Here is a 25,891-nt window from a genome sequence, read left to right as displayed (position 1 = left end):
CTGAGCCAATCCGGCGATTGCGATCACCGAGGTGGCTCCCCCGCCTGGACTCGAACCAGGAACCCTTCGGTTAACAGCCGAATGCTCTGCCAATTGAGCTACAGGGGACTGCCCGGTCCACGCGGACACAACCGCGCGACGAGGGATGACTCTAGCCTACGGGCCTACGGCGACGCCAAGTCACCGCTGCCGCCCGCCGCCGCCTGCCGATGTGAGGCAGGATGTAACCACGCACCGTTGTTTGGAGGGGACCGCATTGATCCGGTATGTCGTCGTGCTGGGACTGGGTTACATCTTGGGCGCGAAGGCGGGCCGCCGCCGCTATGAACAGATCGTCGGCACCTATCGCGCGATGACCAGCAGTCCTGCCACCAAATCGCTGATCGAGGCGGGGCGCCGCAAGGTCGCCAATCGGGTCTCACCCGACGCGCGGATGGTGACGTTGACCGAGATCGAGGATGGAACCAGCGTCGTCGAGCCGCAAAAGCGGAACGCCGCGAGGTAACCGGTCAGGCAGTCAGATCGTCGCCACTGGCCTGCTCGAGCAGGCTGCGCCGATAAGCCTCCATCGCGACGAGGTCACCGAACAGCGCGTGATACTCGTCGCCTTGCTCAACCGGTGACATGCGCTGCAGCTTGGACTTGACCTCGGCGATCTGCCGGCCCACCCAGACTTCCTGCAGCCGGGCCAGCACCCCGGCGATGTAGCGCGGCAACTTCTCGTCGTCGTCGACCCGGATTCCCTCGACGCCCAGTTCGCTGATCAGTCCTGCCGCTGCCGGCGACGGAGCCTGTTGGCGCACCGCGTCGAGCCACTGGCCTCCGCTGATGCCGGCGTTGGTGCCGCCGGCCGCCTCGATCGCGGCGCGTACGGCGGCATAACCAGGATGGGTGAAGCTGTCCACCGTCAGCGCGTCGAACACCGGCCCCGACAATGCCGGATATTGCAGCGCCGACTTGAGCGCCTCGCGTTGCGGCCACAGCGTCGGATCCCGCGGATCGGGACGCAACGCGGCGGGCCCGGACGTCTTCTCGGCGGGCGTCACGGCGCTGCGCTGCGGCCGGCCCCGGCCTTTGGCTTGATCACGCACCCGGCCGACGACCTGGGCGACGTCCGACCAACCGACCCAGCCGGCAAGTTGGCGCGCGTACTCGTCGCGCAGCGTGGGGTCCTTGATCTGGGCGACCATCGGCACGCAGCGGCGCAGCGCGGCCACCCGACCCTCGGCGCTGTCCAGGTCGGTCTCGGCAAGCGCGCTGCGAATCGCGAACTCGAACAACGGTGTTCGCCGCGCCACCAGGTCGCGCAGCGCACCGTCACCGGACGCCAGCCGCAGATCGCAAGGATCCATGCCATCGGCGGCCACTGCGACGAACGACTGCCCGGCCAGATGCTGTTCGCCGCCGAACGCCTTGAGGGCAGCGTTTCGGCCTGCTTCATCGCCGTCGAACACGTAGATCAGCTCACCGCGAAAGAAGTTGTCGTCCATCATCAATCGCCGCAGCATCGCCAGGTGCTCATCGCCGAAGGCGGTGCCGCAGGAGGCGACCGCCGTGGTCACTCCGGCCTGATGCATTGCCATCACATCGGTGTAGCCCTCGACCACGACGGCCTGATGACCCTTGGCGATGTCCCGCTTGGCCAGGTCGATACCGAACAACACCGAGGACTTCTTGTACAGCAGCGTCTCGGGAGTATTGACGTACTTGGCTTCCATCGGGTCGTCGTCGAACAGCCGCCGGGCGCCGAATCCGATCACCTCATTGGCCGACGAGCGGATCGGCCACAGCAGGCGCCGGTGGAACCGGTCGATCGGACCGCGCCTGCCCTCCCTGGACAGACCGGCGGCCTCCAGCTCCTTGAACTCGAAACCCTTGCGCAGCAAGTGCTTTGTCAGCGAATCCCACCCCGACGGGGCGAACCCGCAGCCGAAATGACGGGCCGTGTCGGCGTCGAAACTGCGCTCGGTCAGATATTGGCGAGCCGGCGCGGCCTCGGCGGATTCCAGTGCTTCCGCGTAGAACTGCTGGGCAGCGGCAGTGGCCGCAACCAGCCTGCTGCGGCTGCCGCGGTCGCGCTGCACGCTGGTGGCTGCGCCGCTGTAGGTGATCGTGTAGCCGATCCGGTCGGCGAGCACTTCGACGGCCTCGACGAAGTTCACGTGCTCGATCTTCTGGATGAACGCGTACACGTCGCCGCCTTCGCCGCAGCCGAAGCAGTGGAAATGGCCGTGGTTGGGCCGCACGTGGAACGACGGCGACTTCTCGTCGTGGAAGGGGCACAGGCCCTTCATCGAATCGGCGCCGGCGCGGCGGAGTTGGACGTAGTCGCCGACGACCTCGTCGATGCGGACTCGTTCGCGGATGGCGGCGATATCGCGATCGGAGATACGGCCGGCCATCGGCACAGTGTAGAGCCAGCCGACGACTAACTTGCCTCGATGCGTTCCAATCGGCCCTCGGTGTAGGAGGCGATCTGGTCGACGATGACGCGCAGCCGGGCGCCGCCGTCGGCGGCGGTGTTGAAGGCCGGGACGAAGATCGGGTCGAGGGTCCGCGGGGCGCCGGCCAGCAGCCATTGCGCGACCCGGTGAATGCGTTCACGCTGCCGGGCTTGGATTTCCCGGTGCCGTGGGTCGGACATGATGAACTGCAGCGCCAGGATCTTCAGCACTGCAACCTCGCCGCGGACCAACTCGGGCACCTGCAGGTTGACGGCGTATCGCACCAACGGCCCGGACCCGGCGGCCGCGCGGGTGGCCGCGATCGCCGCCGAGGCGAACCGGCCCACCAGCTCGCTGGTGAGGCGCTTGAGCGCCACCGACGCCGCCAGCGTGGCGTCGTACTTGCCGACTGCGGCGACCACCGGCAGCCCGGAGAGGCGTTTGGCGGCGCCGACCAGGTCGTCGGCGCGCACATGGGTGAACTCCGTGTCCCCCAGTTTGGCCAGCGCGGCGGCCTCGTCGTCGTCGGCCAGTACCCGTAGGTCGATGCGCCCGGAGACGACACCGTCTTCGACGTCGTGCACCGAATACGCGACGTCGTCGGCCCAGTCCATCACCTGCGCTTCCAGACAGGCCCGGTCCGGTGGCGCCCCCTGACGCACCCAGGCGGCAGCGTCGGCGTCGGCGTGATAGAAGCCGAATTTGCGCCGGTCCGCGGTGCGCGTCCAGGGATATTTGGTGACCGCGTCCAGCGCCGCGCGGGTCAGATTCAGTCCGGCGCTAAGTCCCTGTGGGTCAAGGGCTTTGGGCTCCAGACTGGTGAGGATGCGAAAATTCTGGGCGTTCCCCTCGAAGCCGCCGTAGTCTGCGGCGACCTCATCGAGGGCCTGCTCCCCGTTATGGCCGTACGGCGGATGCCCGATGTCGTGGGCCAATCCGGCCATGTCGACCAGGTCAGGATCACAGCCCAACCCGATCGCCATGCCCCGCCCGATCTGGGCGACTTCCAACGAGTGAGTCAGCCGGGTGCGCGGAGTGTCGCTTTCCCGGGGCCCGACGACCTGGGTCTTGTCGGCCAGGCGGCGCAGCGCGGCGCTGTGCAGCACCCGGGCGCGGTCGCGGGCGAAATCGGTGCGGTGCTGGCCCTCGCTGCCCGGCAAGCCCGCCGTCTTGGGCGCTTCGGGCACCAACCGCTCACGGTCGTACTCGTCGTAGGGATCCTGCTGGGTCATCGCCGCTCAGTCTGCCAGTACGTTCCGTCGGCGGATTACATTGGCGACCATGCGCACCGTTCGTCTGCTCGGCCTGGTTTTGGCGACCTTGAGTGCCGCACTGCTGCTGGCGCCGAGCGCGGCCGCGCAACCACCCTTCCGACTGCCCAACTACGTCGTCGACGACGTCGGCGCATTGACCGGGTCGGGCCACGGCGCGGTCGAATCGGCGGTCGACAAGCTCTACACCGACCGCAAGATCCGGCTGTGGGTGGTCTACGTCGACGGCTTCTCCGGACAAGGCGCCATGGACTGGGCGCAGAGCACGTGGCGGGCCAGCGACTTGGGTTCCGGGGACGCGTTGCTCGCGGTGGCCACCGTCGACCGTTCCTATGCGTTCCTGGTGCCCTCGACAGTGAAGAGCATCAATTCAAAGCAGGTCGATGACCTGCGGCACAACCAGATCGAACCCGCGCTGCGTCGCGGCGACTGGAGCGGTGCGGCAGTCGCGGCCGCCAATGGGCTCAACCGAGGGCCCGGGTCAACGAATTGGGCGCCGCTGGCGATCGCGCTGGGTGTGATCGCGGCCGGGGTGCTGGCTTTGTGGTTCATCATGCGTTACCGGCAGCGGCGCCGGCGGGTGGCCGAGGTGGCCGCGGCGCGACGCGTCGACCCCACCGATTCGGAGGCGCTGGCCGCGGTGCCGCTGCACGCCCTCGACGACCTGTCGCGGTCGAAGGTGGTCGACGTCGACAACGCGTTGCGCACCAGCACCAATGAGCTGGAGCTGGCGATCGACGAGTTCGGCCGGCAGCGCACCGAACCGTTCCGCCGTGCGGTAGAAAACGCCAAAGCGACGCTGGCGCAAGCGTTTAACGTACGACAGCAGCTCGATGACGCCATTCCCGAGACGTCGGCACAGCGGCGCGAGCTGCTCACCAGTGTGGTCGTCTCGGCAGCGCGGGCCGACCGTGAGCTCGAAGCGCAGCGGGAGGCCTTCGAGCAGCTGCGGGACTTGGTGATCAATGCGCCGACTCGGGTGGACGGACTGACCCAGCAGTTCGTCGAACTCACTGCGCGGGTGGAGCCGTGCGAGCAGCGGCTGACCGCGCTGCGCGACGAATTCGACGCCGCGGCCTTGACTTCAGTGTCGGGCAACTGTGAAACGGCCAAGGAGCGGCTGGCTTTCGCAGAACAGAACATCGGCCATGCCCGTGAACTGGCGGCGCGGCCTGTCAGCGGGCAGCTCAGTGGCCTGGTGGATGCCGTGCGCGCCGCCGAGTCGGCCCTGGGCCAGGTCCGTGCACTGCTCGACGCCGTGGACAGTGCGGCCAGCGACATCCGCCACGCTGCGGCCACCCTGCCGGAGCTGATCGCCGACATCCGGGCGGGGCTCGAGCAGGCCAACGTCTTGCTGGGCAAGGGGCTGGGCCAGCACGCCCGCGAACTGGCCACCGCTCGTGATGCGGCTGCCAAAGCCGTCGACGCCGCGCAGGCCGGCGGTTCGGCCGATCCGCTCGGGGCGTTCACCCGATTGACCAAGGCCGACGCGGATCTGGACCGGCTGCTGGCTGTTCTCGCCGAGGAGCAGGCCACCGCCGAGCGCCTCAACCGCACGCTGGAACAGGCGTTGTTCACCGCGCAGTCGCGGGTGCGGGCGGTGTCCGACTACATCGACACCCGGCGTGGCAGCATCGGCCCGGAGGCGCGGACCCGGCTTGCCGAGGCCAGGCGGCAACTGCAAGCCGCCCTCGACCAGCGAGCGACCAACGTCGGCGAGGCGATCTCGTATGCCAACGGCGCGGCGACGCTGGCCGCGCAGGCGCAAGCGCTGGCCAACGCAGATCTCGAGTCCGCGCAGCGCGCCTACGCCGGGCGTTACGGCGGCGGCAATCAGATGGGCGCAATGCTCGGCGGGATCATCATCGGAGACATGCTCGGCGGCGGGATGCGTGGCGGCTTCGGCGGGGGTTGGGGTGGCGGCGGCGGCTGGGGCCCGACGTCGTTCGGTGGTTCCGACGGCGGCTTCTTCGGAGGCGGCGGCAGGTTCTGATCCCGTTTGGGCGCGAGCGTGCGTGTCCCCGGTCGACACGCCGGGGTTGTTTCCGGGTTTACGCACACTCACGCAGCACGTGAGGCGGTCAACTCAATGTCAATGCGGCGCACCATGTCCCAGGAGCGACGCCGCACGTCGTCGGCCACAACCGACAGCACCGTCCAGCCGACCTCTCGCAGCGCGGCGCGCTTTTGCCGGTCGCGACGCAGGTCGTCCGGACCGCTGTGCCAATCGAACCCGTCGTACTCGACCGCAACCAGACGGTCGGGCCAGGCGAAGTCGACGCGCCACGTCTGCCAGTTGCGGTCAACGATCTCGTACTGAAGTGTGGGCGCCGGCAGCCCGCCGTCGAGCATCGCCAGCCGCGCCTCGCTCTCCATCGGCGATTCCGGTTCGGCGGCGGCCAGTGGAATCAACTCCCGCACATGGACGATTCCACGCCGACCGGCCTGACGGGCAGCTGCCGCTCGTAGCTGGCGTCGACTGCACGTCTCGCTGCGCAGCGCGGCGTCCAGCGTTGCCAATGCCCGGGGGCGACGGAGGCTGCGCGCGACTTCGACTGCGGTCCAAGCCGGTTCGGTGGCCGGCCTACCGTCGATGATGCTCAGCGGTGCGCCCTCGCGGCGGTGGACGACCAGGCCGTCGGAGCGGCGCAGCTGGTGTCCGACCGGGTTCAGCACGTGCAGGTCGTGGTCGTCCTCCGTGTCGAAGCCATAAGCGGCGGCAGCGGTTCCCAGACAGACCGCAACGGACTCACCGGCGCGCAGGTCCAGGCCGCGCAGTCGCAGCAGCATGTCGGGTTCTGTTCGAGCGTAGACGCCCGTCCACACCGAAACGAGTTCCCCACGGGCGACGCGGGTTTCGAATCCGGCGCGGCCAAGCCGCCCGATTAGCTGAGCGGTGGCCGCGACGCCGCCCTGCTCGGCCAGGAGGGTATCCAGATCGTTGACCATCGGCGGATTGTGCAGCCCTCGCGGCAGCGACGGTAGCCACGCCTGTGGATAGCGAGCGTGCGTGGACCCGGCGACACTCTCGGCGTGTCGCCCGGCGACACGCACGCTCGCGGAAGAATTAGCACCCTCGCAGGCGCGCCCCGAGGTAATCGGCCACGCCGTCGAGCGCCACCCGGTCCTGAGTCATCGCGTCGCGCTCCCGAATGGTGACGGCGTGATCCTCGAGGGAATCGAAATCCACTGTCACGCAGAACGGCGTCCCGATCTCGTCTTGGCGCCGATAACGTCGCCCGATCGCACTGGCGTCGTCGAAATCGACGTTCCAGCACTTGCGCAACTCGGCAGCCAGATCACGCGCCTTGGGGCTGAGGTCGGCATGCCGCGACAGCGGCAACACGGCGGCTTTGACCGGCGCCAGCCGCGGATCCAGCCGCAGCACCGTGCGCTTGTCCATGCCGCCCTTGGCATTCGGCGCCTCGTCTTCGTGGTAGGCGTCGATCAAAAAGGCCATGAACGACCGGGTCAAGCCGGCCGCCGGCTCGATCACATAAGGCACATATCGGCTATCGCTGGCTTGGTCATAGAAGGACAGATCGACACCGGAATGTTTTGCATGCGTGGACAAGTCGAAGTCGGTACGGTTGGCCACGCCTTCCAGTTCACCCCACGGGTTGCCCTGGAAGCCGAACTTGTACTCGATGTCGACGGTGCGGTCGGAGTAGTGCGACAGCTTGTCCGCGGGATGCTCGAACAGCCGCAGATTCTCCGCGTCGATTCCCAAATCGACGTACCAGGACAGCCGTTCGTCGATCCAGTACTGGTGCCACTCGCGCGCCGTGGACGGCTCCACGAAGAACTCCATCTCCATCTGCTCGAACTCGCGGGTCCGGAAGATGAAGTTGCCAGGGGTGATCTCGTTGCGAAAGCTCTTGCCGATCTGCCCGATACCGAACGGCGGCTTGCGGCGCGCCGTGGTGACCACGTTGGCGAAGTTGACGAAGATGCCCTGCGCGGTCTCCGGCCTCAGGTAGTGCAACCCCTCCTCGGTTTCGATCGGCCCGAGGTAGGTCTTGAGCATCATGTTGAACTCGCGTGGCTCGGTCCACCGACCGGGCTCACCGGTCTCCGGGTCGCGGATATCAGCCAGACCGTTCGGCGGCGGATGACCGTGCTTGGCCTCGTAGGCCTCGATGAGGTGGTCGGCGCGGTAGCGCTTGTGCGTGATCAGCGACTCGACCAGCGGGTCGTGGAACACGTCGACATGTCCGGAAGCAACCCACACCTCGCGCGGCAGGATGATCGACGAGTCCAGGCCGACGACGTCGTCGCGGCCGGTGACCACCGAGCGCCACCACTGCCGTTTGATGTTCTCCTTGAGTTCCACCCCCAGCGGTCCGTAGTCCCAGGCCGATTTGGTGCCGCCGTAGATCTCCCCGGCGGGGTAGACCAGGCCGCGTCGTTTGGCCAGGTTCACGACGGTGTCGATGACGGACGCCACGAGGTGCTGCACTCCTGTTGTCGATGGGGGCGATGAGCACCGTCATCGTAGCGACCGGCCGCGGGCACCTTTGACATGCATCAGTGCGCATGTGACAGTGGAAGCAACCGATAACGGTTCCCACTAGCTCCCCAACAGCGCAGGTGATGGCATGTCCCCCTCAACCTCAATGGCCGCCGACGGCGACGAGCTGGTCGGCAGCCACGAGCACAGTGGATCGGCGACGTTCCCCGCGCCACCGTCGCGGGAGATCCTCGACGCCGCCGGTGAGCTGTTGCGGGCGCTGGCCGCGCCGGTACGCATCGCCATTGTCCTGCAGTTACGCGAATCCCAGCGTTGCGTGCATGAGCTGGTCGACGCGCTGGGTGTGCCGCAGCCGCTGGTGAGCCAGCATCTGAAAATCCTCAAGGCCGCCGGCGTGGTCACCGGGGAACGCTCGGGCCGCGAAGTGCTCTACCGGTTGGCCGATCACCACCTGGCACACATCGTCATCGACGCGGTCGCCCATGCCGGTGAGGACCGGCGCTCATGACCCGCGCCGGCGACGATGCAGAGCGAAGCGATGAGAAGGAGCGGCGCTCATGACCCGAGCCAGTGTGCGCTCCACCCGGCAGCGGGCGGCGATCTCGACGCTGTTGGACACCCTCGACGAGTTCCGGTCGGCTCAAGAGCTGCACGACGAGCTGCGCCGGCGCGGCGAGAACATCGGCCTGACCACCGTCTACCGGACGCTGCAGTCGATGTCGGCTGCCGGATTGCTCGACACCCTGCGCACCGACACCGGGGAAACGGTCTACCGGCGCTGCTCGGAGCACCATCACCATCACCTGGTGTGCCGCAGCTGCGGGTCCACCGTCGAAGTGGTCGGCCACGACGTCGAAAAGTGGGCCGCGCAGGTTGCTGCCGAACACGGGTTCTCCGACGTCAGCCACACCATCGAGATCTTCGGCACCTGCTCGGAGTGTCGAAGGTAGGTGCGCACCCCGATGGCGAGCGTGCGCAAACCCGGAAAAAGGCTCGGCGTGTCGACCGGGGACACGCACACTCGCCGGGAATGGCTCGCGCGGAAGGGGCGGCCAGACGCTAAGCAGTCAGCGCGCTACGGATCTCGGCCCCTTTGTCCAGCACCATCAAAATCAACGTACGGAGCGCGTCGTCGGTCAGACCGGCGCCCGGAAAGTTGTAGCGCAACATCACGTCGGCGGTCTTTCCGGAGTTGCGCCTGGCGGTAACGTCCCTGACCTTCTCCACCAATGCCACCGAGCCCAACAGGGTGCTGTCCGCTTGCGCGGCTACTCGATCGCGAATCTGCTTGTTGAGCACCAGATCCCACGCCAGCACCTGGGTCAGCGACACCAGGTCGAGATCCTCGACGATGGTCACTACTCGCAACGACGCGAACGTCCCGCCGTGACGCACTGTCAGCGCGCCGTCGGCTTCCTCTTCGACGGGCAATACCGCGCCGAGCACCGACGCCAGCCGCTCCTGCAACGACGACATCAGGCGGTCCCGAAGCGTCGGTGGCGGGAGGCATATTCTTCGCAGGCCGCCCACAGGTCGCGGCGGTCGTAATCGGGCCACAGCTTGTCCTGAAAGATGTACTCGGCGTAGGCCGCCTGCCACAACATGAAGTTGCTGGTCCGCTTTTCGCCGGAGGTGCGCAGCAACAGGTCCACGTCGGGGATGTCGGGCCGCTGCAGGTGGCTGGCGATAGTCGCCTCGCTGACCCGCTCCGGGTTGAGCTTGCCGGCGGCCGCCTCACACGCGATATTCCTTGCGGCTTCCGCGATTTCGGTCCTGCCACCATAGTTGACGCAATAGTTCACGGTGATGACATCGTTGTCCCACGTCATCTCTTCGGCGATCGCCAATTCCTTGATCACGCTGCGCCACAGCCGTGGCCGCGATCCCACCCACCGTATCCGCACACCCATATCCCTGAGGTTCTCCCGCCGGCGTCGCACCACCTGGCGGTTGAACCCCATCAGAAAGCGGACCTCCTCAGCAGAGCGCTTCCAGTTCTCAGTGGAAAAGGCATACAGGCTGAGCCACTTGATGCCGATCTCGATTGCCCCACAAGCGACGTCGATCACCACCGCCTCGCCCATCTTGTGGCCTTCGGTGCGGGGCAACCCGCGTTGGGTGGCCCATCGGCCGTTGCCGTCCATCACAATGGCCACGTGATCGGGCAATTGGCCGGCCGGAATCCGCGGCGGTGCCGCCTTCGAAGTGTGCTGCGGCGGGCGACGCGGCCCACCGTCGGGCGACGGCGGCAGCTCCGGGAAGACGACAGGCCAGGTGGACGTATCCGGAAACGTCGGGTAGTCGTCGGGGGCCGGGGATAGCTGCGGAAAATCAGCCGGCTTCTGTTTCCGCACCATGGGCCACATCCTGCCCGACCACCGCGATGCGGCGCCCGGCGAGGCTCGAATCGACACGGTCCACCCGCTGCATCCGCTCCACCAGCGGCAACGTCCGCAGTTGCCGCTCGAGATGCCATTGCAGGTGCGCGGCCACCAATCCGCTGACATGGCTGCGGTGGGATTGCGGTGTCGCCTGCGCGGCCTCCCAGTCGCCGTCGTGCAACGCGGACATCAGCTCCAGCACACCCAACGGCGGCGTGGTGGAACCGGCTGGGCGGCAGTACCCGCAAACGCTGCCGCCGGCAGCGATGTGAAACGCCCGATGCGGACCAGGTGTGGCACAGCGGGCGCATTCGGTCAGCGCCGGCGCCCATCCGGCGATACTCATCGCACGCAGCAGATAGGCATCCAGCACCAGTTCGCGGGGGCGCCGCCCATCGGCCACCGCCCGCAGCGCACCGACGGTCAGCCGGTGCAGTGCCGGGGCCGGTGCCCGCTCTTCACCGGCGAGGCGTTCGGCGGTTTCCAGCATGGCGCATGCACAGGTGTAGCGGCCGTAGTCGCTGACGATGTCGGTGGCGAACGCGTCCAGCGACACGACCTGGGTGACGATGTCCAGGTTGCGGCCGGGGTGCAGTTGCACATCGATGTGGGCGAACGGCTCCAGCCGCGCGCCGAACTTGCTGCGGGTGCGCCGCACACCCTTGGCCACCGCGCGGACCAATCCGTGGTCGCGGGTGAGCAGGGTGACGATTCGGTCGGCTTCGCCGAGCTTGTGCTGGCGCAGCACCACCGCCCGATCCCGGTACAGCCGCATCACACCAGTCTGTCATCGCGCCGCGACATCACCTTGTCCACGCGCCGATAATGTCTAATACCGATGAGTAGCACTTCCGGCCCCCGCTTTCCGACCCTGACCGAGCAGCTCTACCAGCTGGCCAACAATGAGGTGAGCTCCGACGACCTGGTCCGCCGGGCACTGCACGCTATCGATCGCAGCCAATCGACGCTGAACGCTTTCCGCGTGGTTCTCACCGAGTCCGCATTGGCCGACGCCGCCGAGGCCGATCGGCGCCGTGCCGCCGGTGCGGAGGCGCCGCTGCTGGGTGTCCCGATCGCGGTCAAGGACGACGTCGACATCGCCGGGGTGCCCACCGCGTTCGGCACCTCGGGAGATGTCCGGCCGGCCGCCGTCGACGCCGAGATGGTACGACGGCTCAAGGCGGCCGGCGCGGTGATCGTCGGCAAGACCAACACTTGTGAACTGGGCCAATGGCCGTTCACCAGCGGACCCGGCTTCGGGCATACCCGCAACCCGTGGTCGCGCAAGCACACGCCGGGCGGGTCGTCGGGCGGCAGCGCCGCAGCGGTGGCCGCAGGACTGGTCGCCGGGGCGATCGGCTCCGACGGCGCCGGCAGTGTGCGCATACCCGCCGCCTGGACCCATCTGGTGGGCATCAAACCGCAACGCGGCCGAATCTCGACCTGGCCGCTGCCGGAGGCGTTCAACGGCATCACGGTCAACGGCGTGCTGGCCCGCACGGTCGAGGATGCCGCGCTGCTACTGGACGCCGTGTCCGGCAGTGCCGACGGCGACCTGCACAAACCGCCATCACTGACGGTGTCCGACCACGTGGGCACCGCGCCCGGCCCGCTGCGGATTGCGATGTCGACACGGTTCCCCTACACCGGTTTTCCGGCCCGGCTGCACCCGGAGATCAAGGCGGCCGTCGAATCGGTGGCCGATCAGCTGCGGCTGCTCGGCCACAGCGTGGTGGCCGGCAACCCCGATTACGGCCTGCGGTTGTCGTGGAACTTCCTGGCCCGCTCCACCTCGGGGCTGCTCGACTGGGCCGAACGGCTCGGCGACGGCGTCGACCTGGACCGGCGCACCATGTCCAACATGCGGATGGGCCGGCTGCTCTCGCAGTCGATACTGCGTGCGGCCCGCGCACACGAAGCCGCCGACCAGCGTCGGGTCGGCTCGATCTTCCGCATCGTGGACGTCGTGGTAGCGCCGACGACCGCGCAGCCGCCGCCTCCTGTGCACGCGTTCGACCGTCTGGGTGGCCTCGGCACGGACCGGGCGATGATCGCGGCGTGCCCGGTGACCTGGCCGTGGAACGTATTGGGCTGGCCGTCGATCAACATCCCGGCCGGATTCACCTCCGAGGGTCTACCGATCGGCGTTCAGCTGATGGGACCGGCCAACAGTGAGCCGTTGTTGGTGTCACTGGCAGCTGAATTGGAGGCAGTCGGCGGCTGGGCCGCGAAGCAGCCCGAAGTGTGGTGGAACACCGGCACGGGGATACAGCCGGCGCAGTAGTTCACATTGCGCGGCTGATAATCTCTTTCATGATTTCACTTGTGCCGCCGTAGATTCGGTTGACCCGTGAACCGGTGTACATCTGCGCGATCGGGTATGGTCGAGGGGTAGTGCCCGAGGACGGGTCAGGCGTCAAAACCCCAGCCGGCCAAGCTGCTTGGGGTCGCGCTGCCAATTTTTGGCAACCTTGACGCGCAGATCGAGGTAGACCTTGGTGCCCAGCAGCTTCTCGATCTGGCCGCGGGCGGCAGTACCCACTTCCCGCAGCCGGGCACCGCCCTTGCCGATCACGATGCCCTTCTGGCTGTCCCGCTCCACGTACAGCACCGCATGCACGTCAATCAGGTCGTCACGCTCTTCGCGCGGGCTGACTTCGTCAATCACCACCGCCAGCGAATGCGGCAGTTCATCACGCACCCCCTCCAGCGCCGCCTCGCGGATGAACTCGGCCATCAGCACTTCCTCGGGTTCGTCGGTCAACTCACCGTCGGGGTAGAACGCCGGGCCGGGTGGCAGTGCGGCGGCCAGCACGTCGATCAGCACGTCGATCTGCTCGCCGGTGACTGCCGAGACCGGAACGATCTCGGCCTCGTCGACCAGCTCGCCGACCGCGGCCAACTGCGCGGCCAGCTTGTCCTTGGGGATCGTGTCGATTTTGGTGACGACGACGACGAGTGCGGTGTTGGGTGCAATGGAACGGATCTGTTGCACGATCCACCGGTCCCCCGGGCCGATTGCCTCGTCGGCGGGTATGCAAAGCCCGATGGCATCGACCTGGCTGTAGGTGTCGCGCACCAAATCGTTGAGCCGCTTACCCAACAGCGTGCGCGGGCGGTGCAGTCCCGGCGTGTCGACCAGGATGATCTGGAAGTCCTCCCGGTGCACGATCCCGCGGATGGTGTGCCGGGTGGTCTGTGGTCGGTTCGACGTGATTGCGACTTTGGAGCCGACCAGGGCATTGGTCAGCGTCGACTTTCCGGTATTCGGGCGACCGACGAAACAGACGAAGCCGGAACGGAATTCGCTCATGGGTGGTCAGCCGGCCCGATCACGACGGGTTTCCGGCGCCGTCGGTCAGGATTATCGCCGCTGTCGGCGACAGTTCGCGGACCGCGGCGATCCCGGCATCGTCGGCCGATCCGGCCACCAATACCGCGGCCTCCAGCCCGGCCGCACCACTGGACGCCGCCGCGGCGACCGCGGTCTGCAGCGCAGTCAACTGCAGAGCCGAGAGTGTCACCGGTGCGCCGGCGTAGGTACGACCGTCGAGATCCCGCACCGCCGCGCCGCTGTCGGCTTCCGCGCGCGCCATCGCCGAGCGGGCCAGCACCACCAACTTGGCGTCCTCGTCGCCGAGTGATTCAGGCATTGGTCTCCTCAACACCATGACCGTCGGAATCGATGCGGCTCAACAAGACAGTGCCGATCCGCAGACGTCCGCGAGGATCTGGGCCGCCCTCCGCGTAGAGCCGCAGACCATGGGATATCACCTCGGCGCCGGGCAGCGGCACCCGGCCCAACTCCAGGGCCAGCAGCCCGCCCACCGTGTCGACGTCGAGGTCGTCGTCGAATTCCACACCGTAGAGTTCGCCGACATCTTCGATCGGCAATCGCGCCGAAACCCGGAACCGGTTGTCACCCAATGACTCTATCGGCGCGGTCTCGGCGTCGTCGTATTCATCGGCGATTTCGCCGACGATCTCTTCCAGCACATCCTCGATCGTCACCAGGCCGGCGATCGCGCCGTATTCGTCGACCAGCAGCGCCATGTGGTTGCGGTCGCGCTGCATTTCACGCAGCAGCGCATCTAACGGCTTGGAGTCCGGCACGAACACCGCGGGCCGCATGACCTGCGCGACGGTGGTGTCCCGGCCGCCGTTGATCGAGTAATAGGTCTGCTGGACAAGGTCTTTGAGGTATACCACGCCGAGGATGTCGTCGACGTTCTCACCGATCACCGGCATCCGGGAATGTCCGCTGCGCACCGCCAGCGATGTCGCCTGCCCGGCCGATTTGTCACTCTCGATCCAGATCATCTCGGTGCGCGGCACCATGACTTCGCGGGCCGGTGTGTCGCCAAGTTCGAAGACCGACTGGATCATCCGGCGCTCGTCGGCGGCGACCACGCCGCGCTGCTGGGCCAGATCGACCACCTCGCGCAGCTCGATCTCGGATGCGAACGGGCCGTTGCGAAATCCGCGGCCGGGGGTCAGCGCGTTACCCAGCAGCACCAGCAGCCGGCTGACCGGCATCAGCAGCCACGAAAGCACCTGCAGCGGAAAGGCCGCCACTAACGAAATGGAATAGGCGTTCTGGCGGCCGAGGGTGCGCGGACCCACACCGATGACGATGAAACTGATCACCACCATGATTGCCGCTGCGGCGAATAACCCCCAATCCCGGCTGAGGTTATGGCGCAGGAAGAACACCAGTAGCGCCGTCGCGGTGATCTCACACGTGATTCGTAGCAGCACCACCAGGTTGATGTAGCTGGGCCGATTGTCCATCACCTTGGAGAGCCGCACGGCGCCTGGTCGCTCATCACGCACCAGCTCCTCGACGCGGGCTAGTGACACCGTGCTGATCGCGGCGTCAATCGCGGCGAACAGCCCGCCCAGGCAGATCAGCGCAATAGCGCCGAACAGCGGAACATATCCGTTCACGGCTCGTCGAAAAACCTTGACTTGTCCAGCAGCCGGCGGTCTCGTTCGGTCTGGCGGTCCAGATGATAAGACTCGACCTGTTCGGCGACCCATTCCTCGAGCAGACCGCGTTGCAGGTCGAACATTTCCTTTTCCTCGTCCGGCTCGCCGTGGTCGTAACCCAGCAGATGCAACACCCCGTGGATGGTCAGCAAGGCCAGCTCGTGGCCCAGCGAATGACCGGCACCAGCAGCCTGTTCGGCGGCAAATTCCGGGCACAGCACGATGTCACCCAGCATGGCCGGTCCCGGCTCCGGGGCGTCCGGGCGACCCCCGGGCTCGAGCTCGTCCATCGGGAAGCTCATCACGTCGGTCGGGCCGGGTAGGTCCATCCACCGCATGTGCAGATCGGCCATCGCCGCGGTGTCCAGCAGCACCATCGACAGCTCCGCTGCGGGGTTGACGTCCATCTTCGCGATGACAAACCGTGCCACGCTGATCAATTCGGCCTCGGACACGTCGACGCCGGATTCGTTGGCTACCTCGATACTCACGACGTCACCGGCGACTGCGGCCGCCGGATGCCCGCCGCGCCGCCCGGTTCAGCGTCAGGCCCGGCTCCTCGTGCTTGGCGTAGGCATCCACGATTTCGGAAACCAGTCGATGGCGCACCACGTCGGCACTGGTGAGCTCGGCCATGTGGATGTCGTCGATGCCCTCAAGGATGTCGACTGCTGCCCGCAGCCCGGATCGCGCGCCGCCTGGCAGGTCGATCTGCGTGACGTCGCCGGTGACAACGACTTTGGAGCCGAACCCTAACCGGGTCAGGAACATCTTCATCTGTTCACCGGTGGTGTTCTGGGCCTCGTCGAGAATGATGAACGCGTCATTGAGGCTGCGTCCGCGCATATACGCCAGTGGTGCGACTTCAATGACCCCGGATGCCATCAACTTCGGGATCAGTTCGGGATCCATCATGTCGTGGAGCGCGTCGTAGAGCGGCCGCAGATACGGGTCGATCTTCTCGCTCAGCGTGCCCGGCAAAAAGCCCAGGCGCTCACCGGCTTCCACCGCCGGACGGGTCAAGATGATGCGGGTGACCTGTTTGGTCTGTAGTGCGCTGACCGCCTTGGCCATCGCCAGGTACGTCTTGCCGGTGCCGGCCGGGCCGATGCCGAAGACGATGGTGTTGGCGTCGATCGCGTCGACGTAACGTTTCTGGTTGAGCGTCTTGGGCCGGATCGTCTTGCCGCGGCGCGACAGGATGTCCAGGGTGAGGACTTCGGCTGGTGACTCGTTGCCGGTGCCGACCAGCATGGCGACACTGTGGCGCACCACTTCCGGCGTCAGCGTTTGACCGCTCCCCACGATCGCGACCAATTCCGAGATCACCCGTTCGGCAAGCGCGACATCGGCAGGTTCACCGGAAAAGGTGACGGCGTTGCCGCGCACATGCAGGTCGGCAGTCAGGATTCGTTCGAGTGCACGCAGGTTTTCGTCGGCCGAACCCAGCAGGCCCACGACGAGGTCGGGCGGAACGTCGATGCTGCTGCGAACCTGCGAAGACTGGGAGTCAGCAGCGTTGGTCTCGCGGGGCGTCACGTGGCTTCTGATGCCTGCTTTCTGCGGTTTTGACAGTCGATCGGTGTCCCAGTCTACCGCCGGGGCCGTCCCTCGTCTGCGGTGTGAGGTTTCGACAGCAGCGTATTGGCCGGCAAGTCCTGGTCGAGCACCTTTCGTGCCTGCACGGCCCCAGTGATCGGCAGCTCGGTGTCGTCGAGCAGACCGATCTGTGCCAGCAGCGACGCCTGGTCCCAGTAGATGCGCTCGTAGGCGACCTTGCCGTCCTCGATGCCCATCACGACCACCACTGGCAGCATCACCGGGCGGCCGGTGGGCGCCACGTTCGGCAGGAAGGCCGGCATCGGTATGTCGTGGGTAAACGACATGATCATCTCGTCGACGACGCGATCGGTGCCGACGGTGCGGCATACGGGGCTGATTGTGGTGTCCTCAGGCCAGTGCCCGATGAAGTAGTTCGTGTAGAACTCGGTGAGCGCCGCGCCGCCGACGCCGCCCATCATCGTGGGGACGTGGTTGACGTTCGGCTCGGCGACCATGGTGGCCATCGTGGCGGCCACGTCCTTGGCGACGAACTCGTCGGCCACGTGCTCGTCGAAGATCGCGCTGAGATCATGGGCCGGACACATGAGGGACGCTCCCTTCAGGTGCTTAAAGTGTGATTATGACCACCGCGCATTCCTCGGATAGGGCTTATCGCTCGTGAACTTTCGGTATCTCGAGCTCCTGCGCGCCGGATGGGGTCTGACGTTGCTGATCGCCCCGCGTACCGTGCTGGCCCGGGCACGCGCCGCGCGGATCGATCGCAGGGCAGTTGTCATCACCCGCATTTTGGGCGCACGCCAAGTCGTGCAGGCGTCGTTGTCGGGAACCAAACCGACGCCGGAGATCCTGGCGGCCGGCGTCTGGGTTGACGGCGTGCACTCGCTGACCGCGCTCGCGCTGGCGGTCGCCGACCACCGTCGGGTCCGCGTCGGTGTAGTCGACGCGGTCGTCGCTGCACTGTGGGCGGCGTTGGGCGCCTATGACCTGCGTCGTGGCAATGTCCCACCGGACGACCACGCACACGTCCGCAACCGGTTGGCGCGTACGGTCATCGGCGCCCTCCCGGGCGGGCGCCTGGTGATGGACCAAGCGCGAAAGGCACGGGCAAGCTAGCCCGATTGCCACCGCGGCGTCAGCACGCCCAGCGCACCTAACGCCACCGCGGCCGCTGTCGACGTGCGCAGGACCGAGGGACCCAGCCGGACAGCCACTGCACCGGCGTCGGTCAGCGCAGTGATCTCGTCGAGCGCGATGCCGCCCTCGGGGCCAACGATCAGCATCAGCGAATCTGCATGCGCCAAAGCCAGTTCCGTCAGTCGCTCGGTCGCCGACTCGTGCAGCGCCAGAACCACTGCACCGCACGCTGTCGCGTCACGCACCCGCTCAACCAAGCCCGCGGTGGACAACACGCCGTCGACCGCAGGGATATGAGCGCGGCGGGATTGCCCGGCCGCCGATCGGGCGACCGCGCGCCAGCGGCGCAGGCCCTTCTCGATCCGAGCGCCTTCCCAGCGCGCCACACAGCGGGCAGCCTGCCAGGCCACGAACGCATCGGCACCGGCCTCGGTGGCCAGCTCGATCGCCAGCTCCGAGCGCTCGGCCTTCGGCAGCGCCTGCACCACCGTCACCGGCGGCTGCCCCGGCGCCACACTCCAGCGGTCCAATACGCGCGCGGAAAGCCCGCCGCGGTCGGCCTCTTCCACCTGACAGCGGGCCAGCGCGCCGGCGCCGTCGCCGAGCAGCAGCTCCTCGCCGGGACGGATACGGCGAACGGTCGCAGCGTGAAACCCGTCGTCCCCGCCGAGGACAGTCAGCGCGCCGATCTCCGGCAGCGAATCGACGTAGAACAGGCCGGCCACAGGCCGCTCAGCGCCCGGTGAACGTCTCGCGCAATCTGCTGAACAGCCCGCTGGTGGCCGTCCCCTGCGTGGACCGGACTTCGGGTACGTCCCGCGTGCGGCGGGTCTTGAGTTCGCGCAGCAGCTCGGCGTCGCGGTGGTCGAGTCGATCCGGCACCACCACGTCGACGTGGACGTGCAGATCGCCGCGCGCTCCGGAACGCAAATGCGGCATTCCATGACCGCGCAATGTCGTCACCGAACCGGGCTGGGTGCCCGCCGGAATCGTGATTTCGGTGATCCCGTCCAGAATCGCGTCCACGGTCACCGAGGTGCCCAACGCCGCATCGACCATCGGCACCGAGATCGTGCAATGCAGGTCGTCGCCGTCGCGGACGAAAATCTCGTGCGCGTGCTCGTGCACCTCGACGTACAGGTCGCCGGCCGGTCCCCCGCCGGGCCCCACTTCGCCCTGAGCAGCCAGCCGAACTCGCATGCCGTCGCCGACACCGGCCGGGATCTTCACGCTGATCTCCCGCCGGGCCCGCACTCGGCCGTCGCCGCCGCACTGGTAGCAGGGGTCGAGGATGACCTCGCCAACACCGCGACAGGTCGGGCAGGGCCGCGACGTCATCACCTGGCCCAGCAGCGAGCGCTGCACGCTTTGCACTTCACCACGACCACCGCAGGTGTCGCAGGCCACCGGCGCCGAATTCCCGTTGGTGCCGCGCCCCTGACAGCGGTCACACAGCACCGCAGTGTCGACGGTGACCTGCTTGGTGACTCCGGTCGCGCATTCGGCGAGGTCCAGCCGCATCCGCAGCAGTGAATCCGATCCGGGCCGGACTCGTCCGACCGGTCCGCGGGACGCGGCACCACCACCGAAGAATGCCTCGAAGACGTCGCCAAGACCGCCGAAACCCGGGAAGCCATTGGCTGACGCCGCATTTTCCAGCGGGTCTCCACCCATGTCGACGATGCGTCTTTTCTCCGGGTCCGACAGCACCTCGTAGGCGACGCTGATCTCCTTGAATTTCGCCTGAGCGGCGTCGTCCGGGTTGATGTCGGGATGCAGCTCGCGCGCCAACTTGCGATAGGCGCGTTTGATCTCCGCATCGCTCGCGTTCGTGCTCACGCCGAGCAGACCGTAATAGTCGCGTGCCACGCCTGACCTCTCCTATGCCGCGGTTACGCGGCTATCCACATATTCGGGTACAGCATTATCGAGCACCCAGCACTTCGCCGATGTACAAAGCAACCGCAGCGACACTAGCGATAGTTCCCGGATAGTCCATTCGGGTGGGCCCCAGCACACCCATGCCGCCGTAGACGGTGTCCATCGAGCCGTAGGCAGTGGACACCACCGAGGTGCCCATCATCTGCTCGGCTTCGGTCTCGTGGCCGATGCGCACCGTCACCTTGCCGGCTTCCTGCTGAGCGGCCAGCAACCGCAGCACGACGACCTGCTCTTCCAGTGCTTCCAGCACCGACCGCAGCGAACCGCCGAAGTCAGCGGTATTGCGGGTGAGGTTGGCGGTCCCGCCCAGCAGCAGCCGCTCCTCCCGGTGCTCGACCAGCGACTCCAGCAGCACGGTGGCCGACCGCCCCACGGCGTCCGACAGGCTGTTGGACTGCCCGCCCCGCCCGTCCAAGTGGCCGACTAGCTCGGCGACGGCAATCGATGCCGCCGCGAGCTTCTTGCCTTCCAGCGCCTGGCCGAGCATTTCTCGCAGCTGAGACAGCTGATGATCGTCGATGGTGTCGCCGAGTTCGACGACGCGCTGGTCCACCCGGCCCGAGTCGGTAATGACCACCATCAGCAACCGGGCCGGCGTCAGCGCGATCACTTCCAGGTGCCGCACGGTCGACGTCGACAGCGTCGGGTACTGCACGACGGCCACCTGACGGGTCAACTGGGCCAACAGGCGCACCGCGCGGCGCAGCACGTCGTCGAGATCCACACCGGACTCCAGAAAACCCTGAATGGCGCGCCGCTCGGCGACCGAGAGCGGCTTGACGTCATCCAGCCGGTCGACGAACTCGCGGTAGCCCTTCTCGGTGGGCACCCGCCCGGAACTGGTGTGCGGCTGGGTGATGTAGCCCTCGGCCTCCAGCACCGCCATGTCGTTACGGACGGTGGCCGACGAGACACCGAGGTTATGACGCTCCACCAGCGACTTCGACCCGATCGGTTCCTGGGTGGCGACGAAGTCGGCGACGATCGCGCGCAGCACCTCGAAGCGACGATCGTCGGCAGTCCCCATCCCCATCACCTTTCTGACCCGGCCTATTTTACGGTGATCGTCGCGGGACTAGCCTTGTCAACCATGCTCACCTCGGTCCGGGCGCCCGGGACGGTCGGGGAATGATCTTCAAAGGAGTTCGGGAAGGCAAGCCGTATCCCGAGCATGGCCTGTCCTATCGGGATTGGTCGCGGATACCTCCGCGGCAGATTCGGCTCGACGAACTCGTCACGACGACGACGGTGCTGGCGTTGGACCGGCTGCTGTCGGAGGACTCGACGTTCTACGGCGATCTGTTCCCGCATGCGGTGAAGTGGCGGGGGATCCTCTATCTCGAGGACGGGTTGCACAGGGCGGTACGCGCGGCGCTGCGTAATCGCACCGTGTTGCACGCGCGGCTGCTCGACATGGACGCAGTCGGCCAGCACGCGTAGCAACCTGGTCACGTTCTGGCGGCCGCCGGTGTCGAGATAGGTGAGACCGCTCGATAGGAGGACCGCCATGCCACGAATCGCCGGAGTCTCGGACCGCGACGCCGGATTGGGTGCGAAAATCGCCTTCTTCTTCACCAAAAGGCGTTTCAAGCAGATGACCGGCCTGGAAACCGCCACCATGCTCGAACCGCTGCGGATGTATGCGTATATCCCCAAGTTGCTCAACGCCATTGGCCGATTGGAGCTCGCGGAGTCAAAACTCGACATCCTCAGCGCCCGCCACCGTGCGCTGGCCGAGCTCAAGTCGGCGACGACGGTACGCTGCGAATACTGCATCGACCTCGGCTCCCAGATCGCCCGCGGCTGGGGGATCAGCGACGAGGAACTGCTGGCGATGGCCGACTATCGCAACGCCACCTGCTTCTCCGATCTGGACAAGCTGATCCTCGAGTACGCCACCGCCATCAGCCGTACGCCGGTCGAGGTGAGCGACGAGCTATTCGACCGACTGCGCCCGCATTTCGACAACGCTCAACTCGTCGCGCTCACCCATGTCATCAACCTGGGCAACTTGCGGGCCAGGTTCAACCTGGCGCTCGGCATCGGATCGTCGGGCTTTTCCGACGGCAGGGTGTGCGCGTTGCCCGAGACCGGCACGTGACCGCAGATGCGACGCCGGCGGCGCACTTTCAGGCCGCGCGTCCGCGACTGGCCGCGCTCGCCTACCGGATGCTGGGCTCAGTGGATGACGCCGAGGACGCGGTGCAAGAGACGTGGCTGCGGTTGAGCGGTGCGGACGCTGACAGTATCGCGAATCTCGACGCCTGGCTGACCACCGTGGTGGCACGGATCTGCCTGAACGGCTTGCGCGCCCGTCGCACCCATGATGAATTGCCCGCCGGCATACCGGAACCCATCGTGGACGCGCCCGGCGAGCTCGACCCCGAACACCAGGCGCTGCTGGCCGACGCGGTCGGGCTGGCCATGTTCGTGGTGTTGGACACGCTGCCGCCGGCGGAGCGGCTGGCGTTCGTCTTGCACGACGTCTTCGCGGTGCCATTCGACCAGATCGCGACGATTGTGGACCGGTCGACCGACGCCGCCCGCAAGCTGGCCAGCCGGGCACGGCGGCGCATCCACGACGCGGCGCCAGATCCCGACGGCGACCTCAAAGCCCAAAACGCCGTCGTCGACGCATTTTTCGCGGCCGGGCGTGCCGGCGATCTCGACCGGCTGGTCGTCGTGCTCGACCCGGACGTGGTGCTGCGCGGCGACTTCGGCCCCGGCCAATCCCGCTCGGTGCGGGGCGCGTCGGCAGTGGCCGGCCTGGCGCGGGGTTATGCCGCCGCGGAGCGGGAAGCGCGCCCCGCCACCGTCAATGGCGCCGCCGGAGCGGTGATCTTCGTCACCGGCCAGCCGGCCGCGATCATGGGATTCGTGGTGCGCGGTGGACGTATCACCGCGATCGACGTGCTGGCCGACCGGGCGCGCATTGCGCGGATCGACATGAGCGCGCTAACCGCCTGATCCGCCCGGGGCCCCCGGTGCGTCAATTGGTAGCCGTGGCCGCCTGCACCAGCGCGATCGCGGCGTCGTGCTGCATGATCCAGTTGCCGCCCTCGTTGACGAACGCGAGCTGCTTGGTGACCGGACCGGCGAACTTCGGGCCCGAGATGGCCACGTCGGCGGTAGCGGCATTGGGGCCGGCCGGCTGGATGTTAGTCACAGCGAACTGCTCCGGAAAGTTGCCGTTGCGGTAGGCCTTTCTCAGGTCATGATCGGCCACGTGACCCTCGTCCGGACTGATGCCGCCCTGCACCAGGTTCTGCTTGGTCGTGTATGACACGCCGGCATCGGTCACCTGGTTGCACAGGTTGGTCAACTGGTCAGCGGTCGGCAGATCTTCCGGCGCACCCGGCGGCGGGTCCAGCGGAAGCGGAGCTCCGATGGCGGCCGGTTGTACTTGAACGGAAGCGGGTGTGTTTGCCAAGGTGGCCACGCCGCCGGCCGCGGTGCCGATTGCGGCCACCGCCGCCACGCCGGTGACAAGGGCTTTCACGGTCATAACTGGTCCTTTCGTGCCGCGAGGGTGCACAAATGATACGGGCATCACGCGCCGTGTTGGCGTGCAAACACGCACGCTCACAGCAAGCTGGCAACGACGAGATCAGTGCCCCGAGGCGGCCTGCAGCAGCGCCATCGCCGAGTCGCGCGACAGCATCCAGCTGCCCTGATTGACGAATGTGACGCTCTGGGTCACCGGCGCGGTGAACTTCGGGCCCGAGACTGCCACGTCAGCGGTAGCCGCACCGGCAGCCGCCGGTTGGATGTTCGAGATGTTGAAGGACAACGGCAACTGCCCCTTCTTGGCGGCCTTCTGCAGTGCGTGGTCGGCCATGTGAGCCTCTGTCGGACTGATCCCGCCTTCAACCAGCCCGGACTTGTTCCCGAACGGAATGCCGGGGTCAGCGAGGCTGTTCAGGACGCTGGTCAGCTGGCCCGCGGTCGGCAGGCTTGCGGTCTGGTCCTGGGGCAGCGGCGCGCTGAAGACGACGGGCTGAACCTGCGCTCCACCGGGGGTGCTGAACGCAACGGACGTCACGCCGGCTGCAGCGGCTCCGATTGCGGCGACGGCTGCCGCACCAGCGGCGAGGGCTTTCACGGTCATAGCTGTTCCTTCGGTCGGCGTAGGCACTGATACTGGTGTGTCGCGTTTCCGGCCGATTGCGTTACATCGCCCCCGAAACACGGCTGACCCGCACCGATACCTACCCCGACGGCATCAGCCCCGGTGGTCGGCCAGGCGATGTTGGGTGGGTCAAGCCTGGCTTAGACTCAGGGGCTTGGCACGGTGAGCCGCCGGAAAGAAGCGAAAGGGCCCGCCCATCACGTACCCCGAGCAGACAACATATGCGTTCCGTCCCGGCGTCACCTGCGTGACCACCCCCGCGGGAGCTGTGCTGCTGAACCCGCCCCGCAGCGAGAAGCTGCCGCGGTTGTCCCCGAGTCAGCTGCGGGCGCTGAAGACTCTGAACCTGGGTCCGGCAACGGTTTCGGAGATATCGACGCCGGCAGACGGCGGCGACGCCGACACACTGATCGATCAGCTCATTGCCGGTGGCTGGCTGACCATCACGGTGCGCGACGCCGGGAGCGAGCTGTACTCCATCCTGCCGTTCGGGCGACCTGCGCCGCGATCCGAACCGCGATCGCCGGGTACTGGCGTGCTCTCGAAATTCGCGGTACTGCATCGTAATTCGGATGGTTTCATCCTCGAGCACCCGCTCGCATGGTGCGATCTGCGGATCCAAGACTCACGTCTGCTCGGGCTGCTCGCCGGGACTGCCGCAGCCGACCCGGGATTACCGCCTGCCGTCGTCTCGCGATTCATCGAGGACCTGCACTGGTGCGGCTTCCTGCTTCCGGCGGGTGAGGAAGACCGCAGTTTCGAGCCCCTCAGCTGGAGTACACCGGATCTGTGGTTCCACCGCCGCAGCACACTCGGCGAACGCACCGTCACCTGGGAGCATTTCGGTCCGACCAAGTGGGCCAAGGACCGATTTCCGCAACCTGCCGCGCGCAGGCCGGATTATCCCGGCGAACCGATCGCGCTATTCGTTCCCGACCTGACGGACAAACGAGCTCACGACCCGACGCTGACAGCCGTTCTCGAGGACCGTGTTTCGACGAGGACATTCGATGACGCTCGACCGATCACCGCCGACCAACTCGCCGAGTTGCTCTACCGCACGGCGCGGACGCGACGCACGCAACCGGTCGGCCCGGGTGAGGAACTCCTGTCCCGGCCATACCCATCCGGTGGCGGGATCTACGAACTCGAGTTGTACCCGGTGGTGCGGAATGTCGCCGGACTCCCGCCGGGCATGTATCACTACGACTCGTTTGACCATGTGCTGCGCCCAGTGGCGGACATGGCTTCGAAAGCGGTGTCTGCGCTTGTCAAACCGGCTTCGGCGACGCTAACCGGTGGCGCCGAGCCCCAGGTGCTCATTGTCATGGCCGCGCGGTGCGGCCGCATCATGTGGACCTACGAACAGATCGGCTACGCAGCCATTCTCAAGGATGTCGGCGTGCTGATGCAGACGATCTACCTGGCCGCAACCGCGATGGGCCTTGGTGCGTGTGCCCAGGGCTTCGGTGACACCGCGGCGTTTGTCGCGGCTACCGGGGTCGACGAGCGACAGGAATGCAGCGTCGGCAGTATCATCCTCGGCTCTCCCGGGCCGATCTGATCCG

General features: G+C 66.9%; 28 protein-coding genes, 1 tRNA gene and 1 pseudogene. 10 read left to right on the top strand and 20 right to left on the bottom strand.

The features are described 5' to 3' along the window. Positions 1–32: 32 nt before the first annotated feature. Positions 33–108: transfer RNA gene (locus AC5Y42_RS10885), tRNA-Asn, on the bottom strand. A 148-nt stretch (positions 109–256) separates the two neighbouring features. On the opposite strand from AC5Y42_RS10885, the gene AC5Y42_RS10880 reads away from it, so the two are divergent. Beyond that, positions 257–505: a hypothetical protein gene (locus AC5Y42_RS10880; RefSeq protein WP_499898142.1), complete on the top strand. Its 249-nt coding sequence runs from the start codon at positions 257–259 to the stop codon at positions 503–505. Positions 506–509: 4 nt separating this feature from the next. On the opposite strand, the gene dnaG is transcribed toward AC5Y42_RS10880, so the two are convergent. Next, complete coding sequence (dnaG, locus tag AC5Y42_RS10875; protein WP_499898000.1) at positions 510–2,402, bottom strand: DNA primase; 1,893 nt, start codon at positions 2,400–2,402, stop codon at positions 510–512. Positions 2,403–2,428: 26 nt separating this feature from the next. Next, positions 2,429–3,676 (bottom strand): deoxyguanosinetriphosphate triphosphohydrolase, encoded by a 1,248-nt coding sequence (locus AC5Y42_RS10870; protein ID WP_499897998.1) that lies wholly within the window; start codon positions 3,674–3,676, stop codon positions 2,429–2,431. A gap of 49 nt (positions 3,677–3,725) precedes the next feature. On the opposite strand from AC5Y42_RS10870, the gene AC5Y42_RS10865 reads away from it, so the two are divergent. After that, complete coding sequence (locus AC5Y42_RS10865) at positions 3,726–5,708, top strand: TPM domain-containing protein (RefSeq protein ID WP_499897997.1); 1,983 nt, start codon at positions 3,726–3,728, stop codon at positions 5,706–5,708. Between the two features lie 68 nt (positions 5,709–5,776). On the opposite strand, the gene AC5Y42_RS10860 is transcribed toward AC5Y42_RS10865, so the two are convergent. Next, complete coding sequence (locus AC5Y42_RS10860) at positions 5,777–6,664, bottom strand: type IV toxin-antitoxin system AbiEi family antitoxin (RefSeq protein ID WP_499897995.1); 888 nt, start codon at positions 6,662–6,664, stop codon at positions 5,777–5,779. Between the two features lie 118 nt (positions 6,665–6,782). Then, entirely contained in the window at positions 6,783–8,174 is a 1,392-nt protein-coding gene (locus tag AC5Y42_RS10855; protein ID WP_499897994.1) for a glycine--tRNA ligase, read from the bottom strand. A gap of 139 nt (positions 8,175–8,313) precedes the next feature. Here AC5Y42_RS10855 and AC5Y42_RS10850 point away from each other — a divergent pair, with 139 nt between their 5' ends. Together AC5Y42_RS10850 and AC5Y42_RS10845 are read left to right on the top strand one after the other, a co-directional pair. Next, positions 8,314–8,694 carry an ArsR/SmtB family transcription factor gene (locus AC5Y42_RS10850; RefSeq protein ID WP_499897992.1) on the top strand — a complete coding sequence of 127 codons (381 nt, stop codon included), beginning with the start codon at positions 8,314–8,316 and terminating at the stop codon, positions 8,692–8,694. 49 nt (positions 8,695–8,743) lie between these two features. Then, on the top strand, positions 8,744–9,136 hold the full coding sequence (locus tag AC5Y42_RS10845; protein ID WP_499897990.1) for a Fur family transcriptional regulator: 393 nt from the start codon (positions 8,744–8,746) through the stop codon (positions 9,134–9,136). A 109-nt stretch (positions 9,137–9,245) separates the two neighbouring features. On the opposite strand, the gene AC5Y42_RS10840 is transcribed toward AC5Y42_RS10845, so the two are convergent. From AC5Y42_RS10840 to recO, 3 genes are read right to left on the bottom strand one after another with little or no spacing between them, the layout of a single operon-like run. Beyond that, the gene (locus AC5Y42_RS10840; RefSeq protein ID WP_499897989.1) at positions 9,246–9,662 is read right to left on the bottom strand and encodes a hypothetical protein; all 417 of its coding nucleotides are present in this window, start codon (positions 9,660–9,662) and stop codon (positions 9,246–9,248) included. After that, positions 9,662–10,552, bottom strand: a complete 891-nt coding sequence (locus AC5Y42_RS10835) for a decaprenyl diphosphate synthase (RefSeq protein WP_499897987.1) — start codon at positions 10,550–10,552, stop codon at positions 9,662–9,664. The genes AC5Y42_RS10840 and AC5Y42_RS10835 overlap by 1 nt, the downstream gene beginning before the upstream one ends. Further along, positions 10,518–11,342, bottom strand: coding sequence for a DNA repair protein RecO (recO, locus tag AC5Y42_RS10830; RefSeq protein ID WP_499897986.1), 825 nt, complete (start codon positions 11,340–11,342; stop codon positions 10,518–10,520). The genes AC5Y42_RS10835 and recO overlap by 35 nt, the downstream gene beginning before the upstream one ends. Positions 11,343–11,405: 63 nt before the next feature. Between recO and AC5Y42_RS10825 the strand changes: the two genes are divergently transcribed. Next, a complete protein-coding gene (locus tag AC5Y42_RS10825) occupies positions 11,406–12,851 on the top strand; it encodes an amidase (protein WP_499897984.1) in 1,446 nt (481 codons plus the stop codon). A gap of 1 nt (position 12,852) precedes the next feature. Here the strand turns inward: AC5Y42_RS10825 and AC5Y42_RS10820 are convergent. The 7 genes and pseudogenes from AC5Y42_RS10820 to AC5Y42_RS10790 all read right to left on the bottom strand — a co-directional run. Beyond that, positions 12,853–12,954 (bottom strand): annotated as a pseudogene (locus tag AC5Y42_RS10820) (acyl-CoA dehydrogenase family protein); the annotation flags it as partial. Positions 12,955–12,983: 29 nt separating this feature from the next. Continuing rightward, positions 12,984–13,880: a GTPase Era gene (era, locus tag AC5Y42_RS10815; protein WP_499897983.1), complete on the bottom strand. Its 897-nt coding sequence runs from the start codon at positions 13,878–13,880 to the stop codon at positions 12,984–12,986. 19 nt (positions 13,881–13,899) lie between these two features. Next, positions 13,900–14,235: a cytidine deaminase-like protein gene (locus tag AC5Y42_RS10810; RefSeq protein WP_499898141.1), complete on the bottom strand. Its 336-nt coding sequence runs from the start codon at positions 14,233–14,235 to the stop codon at positions 13,900–13,902. Beyond that, on the bottom strand, positions 14,213–15,514 hold the full coding sequence (locus AC5Y42_RS10805; protein WP_499897982.1) for a hemolysin family protein: 1,302 nt from the start codon (positions 15,512–15,514) through the stop codon (positions 14,213–14,215). Before AC5Y42_RS10805 ends, AC5Y42_RS10810 begins: the two co-directional genes overlap by 23 nt. Further along, positions 15,511–16,047, bottom strand: a complete 537-nt coding sequence (ybeY, locus tag AC5Y42_RS10800) for an rRNA maturation RNase YbeY (protein WP_499897981.1) — start codon at positions 16,045–16,047, stop codon at positions 15,511–15,513. The genes AC5Y42_RS10805 and ybeY overlap by 4 nt, the downstream gene beginning before the upstream one ends. Before the next feature lie 4 nt (positions 16,048–16,051). Further along, entirely contained in the window at positions 16,052–17,095 is a 1,044-nt protein-coding gene (locus AC5Y42_RS10795; RefSeq protein WP_499897979.1) for a PhoH family protein, read from the bottom strand. 53 nt (positions 17,096–17,148) lie between these two features. Next, positions 17,149–17,703: a nuclear transport factor 2 family protein gene (locus tag AC5Y42_RS10790; RefSeq protein ID WP_499897978.1), complete on the bottom strand. Its 555-nt coding sequence runs from the start codon at positions 17,701–17,703 to the stop codon at positions 17,149–17,151. A gap of 73 nt (positions 17,704–17,776) precedes the next feature. On the opposite strand from AC5Y42_RS10790, the gene AC5Y42_RS10785 reads away from it, so the two are divergent. Then, positions 17,777–18,232 carry a hypothetical protein gene (locus AC5Y42_RS10785; RefSeq protein ID WP_499897977.1) on the top strand — a complete coding sequence of 152 codons (456 nt, stop codon included), beginning with the start codon at positions 17,777–17,779 and terminating at the stop codon, positions 18,230–18,232. Here AC5Y42_RS10785 and AC5Y42_RS10780 read toward each other — a convergent pair. The 3 genes from AC5Y42_RS10780 to hrcA are packed head-to-tail and all read right to left on the bottom strand — an operon-like array spanning position 18,229 to position 21,221. Then, a complete protein-coding gene (locus AC5Y42_RS10780; protein ID WP_499897975.1) occupies positions 18,229–18,978 on the bottom strand; it encodes a 16S rRNA (uracil(1498)-N(3))-methyltransferase in 750 nt (249 codons plus the stop codon). The two genes, AC5Y42_RS10785 and AC5Y42_RS10780, sit on opposite strands and share 4 nt — an antisense overlap. 7 nt (positions 18,979–18,985) lie before the next feature. Further along, positions 18,986–20,122 carry a molecular chaperone DnaJ gene (gene dnaJ, locus AC5Y42_RS10775; protein ID WP_499897973.1) on the bottom strand — a complete coding sequence of 379 codons (1,137 nt, stop codon included), beginning with the start codon at positions 20,120–20,122 and terminating at the stop codon, positions 18,986–18,988. Positions 20,123–20,177: 55 nt separating this feature from the next. Beyond that, positions 20,178–21,221, bottom strand: coding sequence for a heat-inducible transcriptional repressor HrcA (gene hrcA / locus AC5Y42_RS10770; RefSeq protein ID WP_499897972.1), 1,044 nt, complete (start codon positions 21,219–21,221; stop codon positions 20,178–20,180). A gap of 101 nt (positions 21,222–21,322) precedes the next feature. Here hrcA and AC5Y42_RS10765 point away from each other — a divergent pair, with 101 nt between their 5' ends. From AC5Y42_RS10765 to AC5Y42_RS10755, 3 genes are all read left to right on the top strand, one after another. Next, entirely contained in the window at positions 21,323–21,634 is a 312-nt protein-coding gene (locus tag AC5Y42_RS10765; RefSeq protein ID WP_499897971.1) for a type II toxin-antitoxin system VapB family antitoxin, read from the top strand. A gap of 67 nt (positions 21,635–21,701) precedes the next feature. Beyond that, on the top strand, positions 21,702–22,295 hold the full coding sequence (locus AC5Y42_RS10760) for a carboxymuconolactone decarboxylase family protein (RefSeq protein WP_499897970.1): 594 nt from the start codon (positions 21,702–21,704) through the stop codon (positions 22,293–22,295). Next, on the top strand, positions 22,292–23,161 hold the full coding sequence (locus AC5Y42_RS10755; RefSeq protein ID WP_499897968.1) for a sigma-70 family RNA polymerase sigma factor: 870 nt from the start codon (positions 22,292–22,294) through the stop codon (positions 23,159–23,161). The genes AC5Y42_RS10760 and AC5Y42_RS10755 overlap by 4 nt, the downstream gene beginning before the upstream one ends. Positions 23,162–23,183: 22 nt before the next feature. On the opposite strand, the gene AC5Y42_RS10750 is transcribed toward AC5Y42_RS10755, so the two are convergent. Together AC5Y42_RS10750 and AC5Y42_RS10745 are read right to left on the bottom strand one after the other, a co-directional pair. Then, a complete protein-coding gene (locus AC5Y42_RS10750; RefSeq protein WP_499897966.1) occupies positions 23,184–23,699 on the bottom strand; it encodes an MTB12 family secreted protein in 516 nt (171 codons plus the stop codon). A 102-nt stretch (positions 23,700–23,801) separates the two neighbouring features. Beyond that, a complete protein-coding gene (locus AC5Y42_RS10745) occupies positions 23,802–24,302 on the bottom strand; it encodes an MTB12 family secreted protein (protein WP_499897965.1) in 501 nt (166 codons plus the stop codon). Between the two features lie 217 nt (positions 24,303–24,519). Here AC5Y42_RS10745 and AC5Y42_RS10740 point away from each other — a divergent pair, with 217 nt between their 5' ends. Further along, positions 24,520–25,887, top strand: coding sequence for a SagB family peptide dehydrogenase (locus AC5Y42_RS10740; RefSeq protein WP_499898139.1), 1,368 nt, complete (start codon positions 24,520–24,522; stop codon positions 25,885–25,887). Positions 25,888–25,891 lie beyond the last annotated feature (4 nt).

The sequence above is a fragment of the Mycobacterium sp. NGS48 genome (genome assembly GCF_059812585.1).
This window is presented reverse-complemented; position numbering and strand designations above follow the sequence as displayed.

Bases quoted from the DNA above. Each gene is read 5' to 3' on its own strand.
- AC5Y42_RS10750 (WP_499897966.1), bottom strand. From the start codon at position 23,699: ATGACCGTGAAAGCCCTTGTCACCGGCGTGGCGGCGGTGGCCGCAATC.
- hrcA (WP_499897972.1), bottom strand. From the start codon at position 21,221: ATGGGGACTGCCGACGATCGTCGCTTCGAGGTGCTGCGCGCGATCGTC.
- AC5Y42_RS10850 (WP_499897992.1), top strand. From the start codon at position 8,314: ATGTCCCCCTCAACCTCAATGGCCGCCGACGGCGACGAGCTGGTCGGC.
- AC5Y42_RS10760 (WP_499897970.1), top strand. From the start codon at position 21,702: ATGCCACGAATCGCCGGAGTCTCGGACCGCGACGCCGGATTGGGTGCG.
- AC5Y42_RS10765 (WP_499897971.1), top strand. From the start codon at position 21,323: ATGATCTTCAAAGGAGTTCGGGAAGGCAAGCCGTATCCCGAGCATGGC.
- era (WP_499897983.1), bottom strand. From the start codon at position 13,880: ATGAGCGAATTCCGTTCCGGCTTCGTCTGTTTCGTCGGTCGCCCGAAT.
- recO (WP_499897986.1), bottom strand. From the start codon at position 11,342: ATGCGGCTGTACCGGGATCGGGCGGTGGTGCTGCGCCAGCACAAGCTC.
- AC5Y42_RS10825 (WP_499897984.1), top strand. From the start codon at position 11,406: ATGAGTAGCACTTCCGGCCCCCGCTTTCCGACCCTGACCGAGCAGCTC.
- AC5Y42_RS10865 (WP_499897997.1), top strand. From the start codon at position 3,726: ATGCGCACCGTTCGTCTGCTCGGCCTGGTTTTGGCGACCTTGAGTGCC.
- AC5Y42_RS10790 (WP_499897978.1), bottom strand. From the start codon at position 17,703: ATGTGTCCGGCCCATGATCTCAGCGCGATCTTCGACGAGCACGTGGCC.
- AC5Y42_RS10835 (WP_499897987.1), bottom strand. From the start codon at position 10,552: ATGTGGCCCATGGTGCGGAAACAGAAGCCGGCTGATTTTCCGCAGCTA.
- AC5Y42_RS10840 (WP_499897989.1), bottom strand. From the start codon at position 9,662: ATGTCGTCGTTGCAGGAGCGGCTGGCGTCGGTGCTCGGCGCGGTATTG.
- AC5Y42_RS10860 (WP_499897995.1), bottom strand. From the start codon at position 6,664: ATGGTCAACGATCTGGATACCCTCCTGGCCGAGCAGGGCGGCGTCGCG.
- AC5Y42_RS10845 (WP_499897990.1), top strand. From the start codon at position 8,744: ATGACCCGAGCCAGTGTGCGCTCCACCCGGCAGCGGGCGGCGATCTCG.
- AC5Y42_RS10870 (WP_499897998.1), bottom strand. From the start codon at position 3,676: ATGACCCAGCAGGATCCCTACGACGAGTACGACCGTGAGCGGTTGGTG.
- AC5Y42_RS10745 (WP_499897965.1), bottom strand. From the start codon at position 24,302: ATGACCGTGAAAGCCCTCGCCGCTGGTGCGGCAGCCGTCGCCGCAATC.
- dnaG (WP_499898000.1), bottom strand. From the start codon at position 2,402: ATGGCCGGCCGTATCTCCGATCGCGATATCGCCGCCATCCGCGAACGA.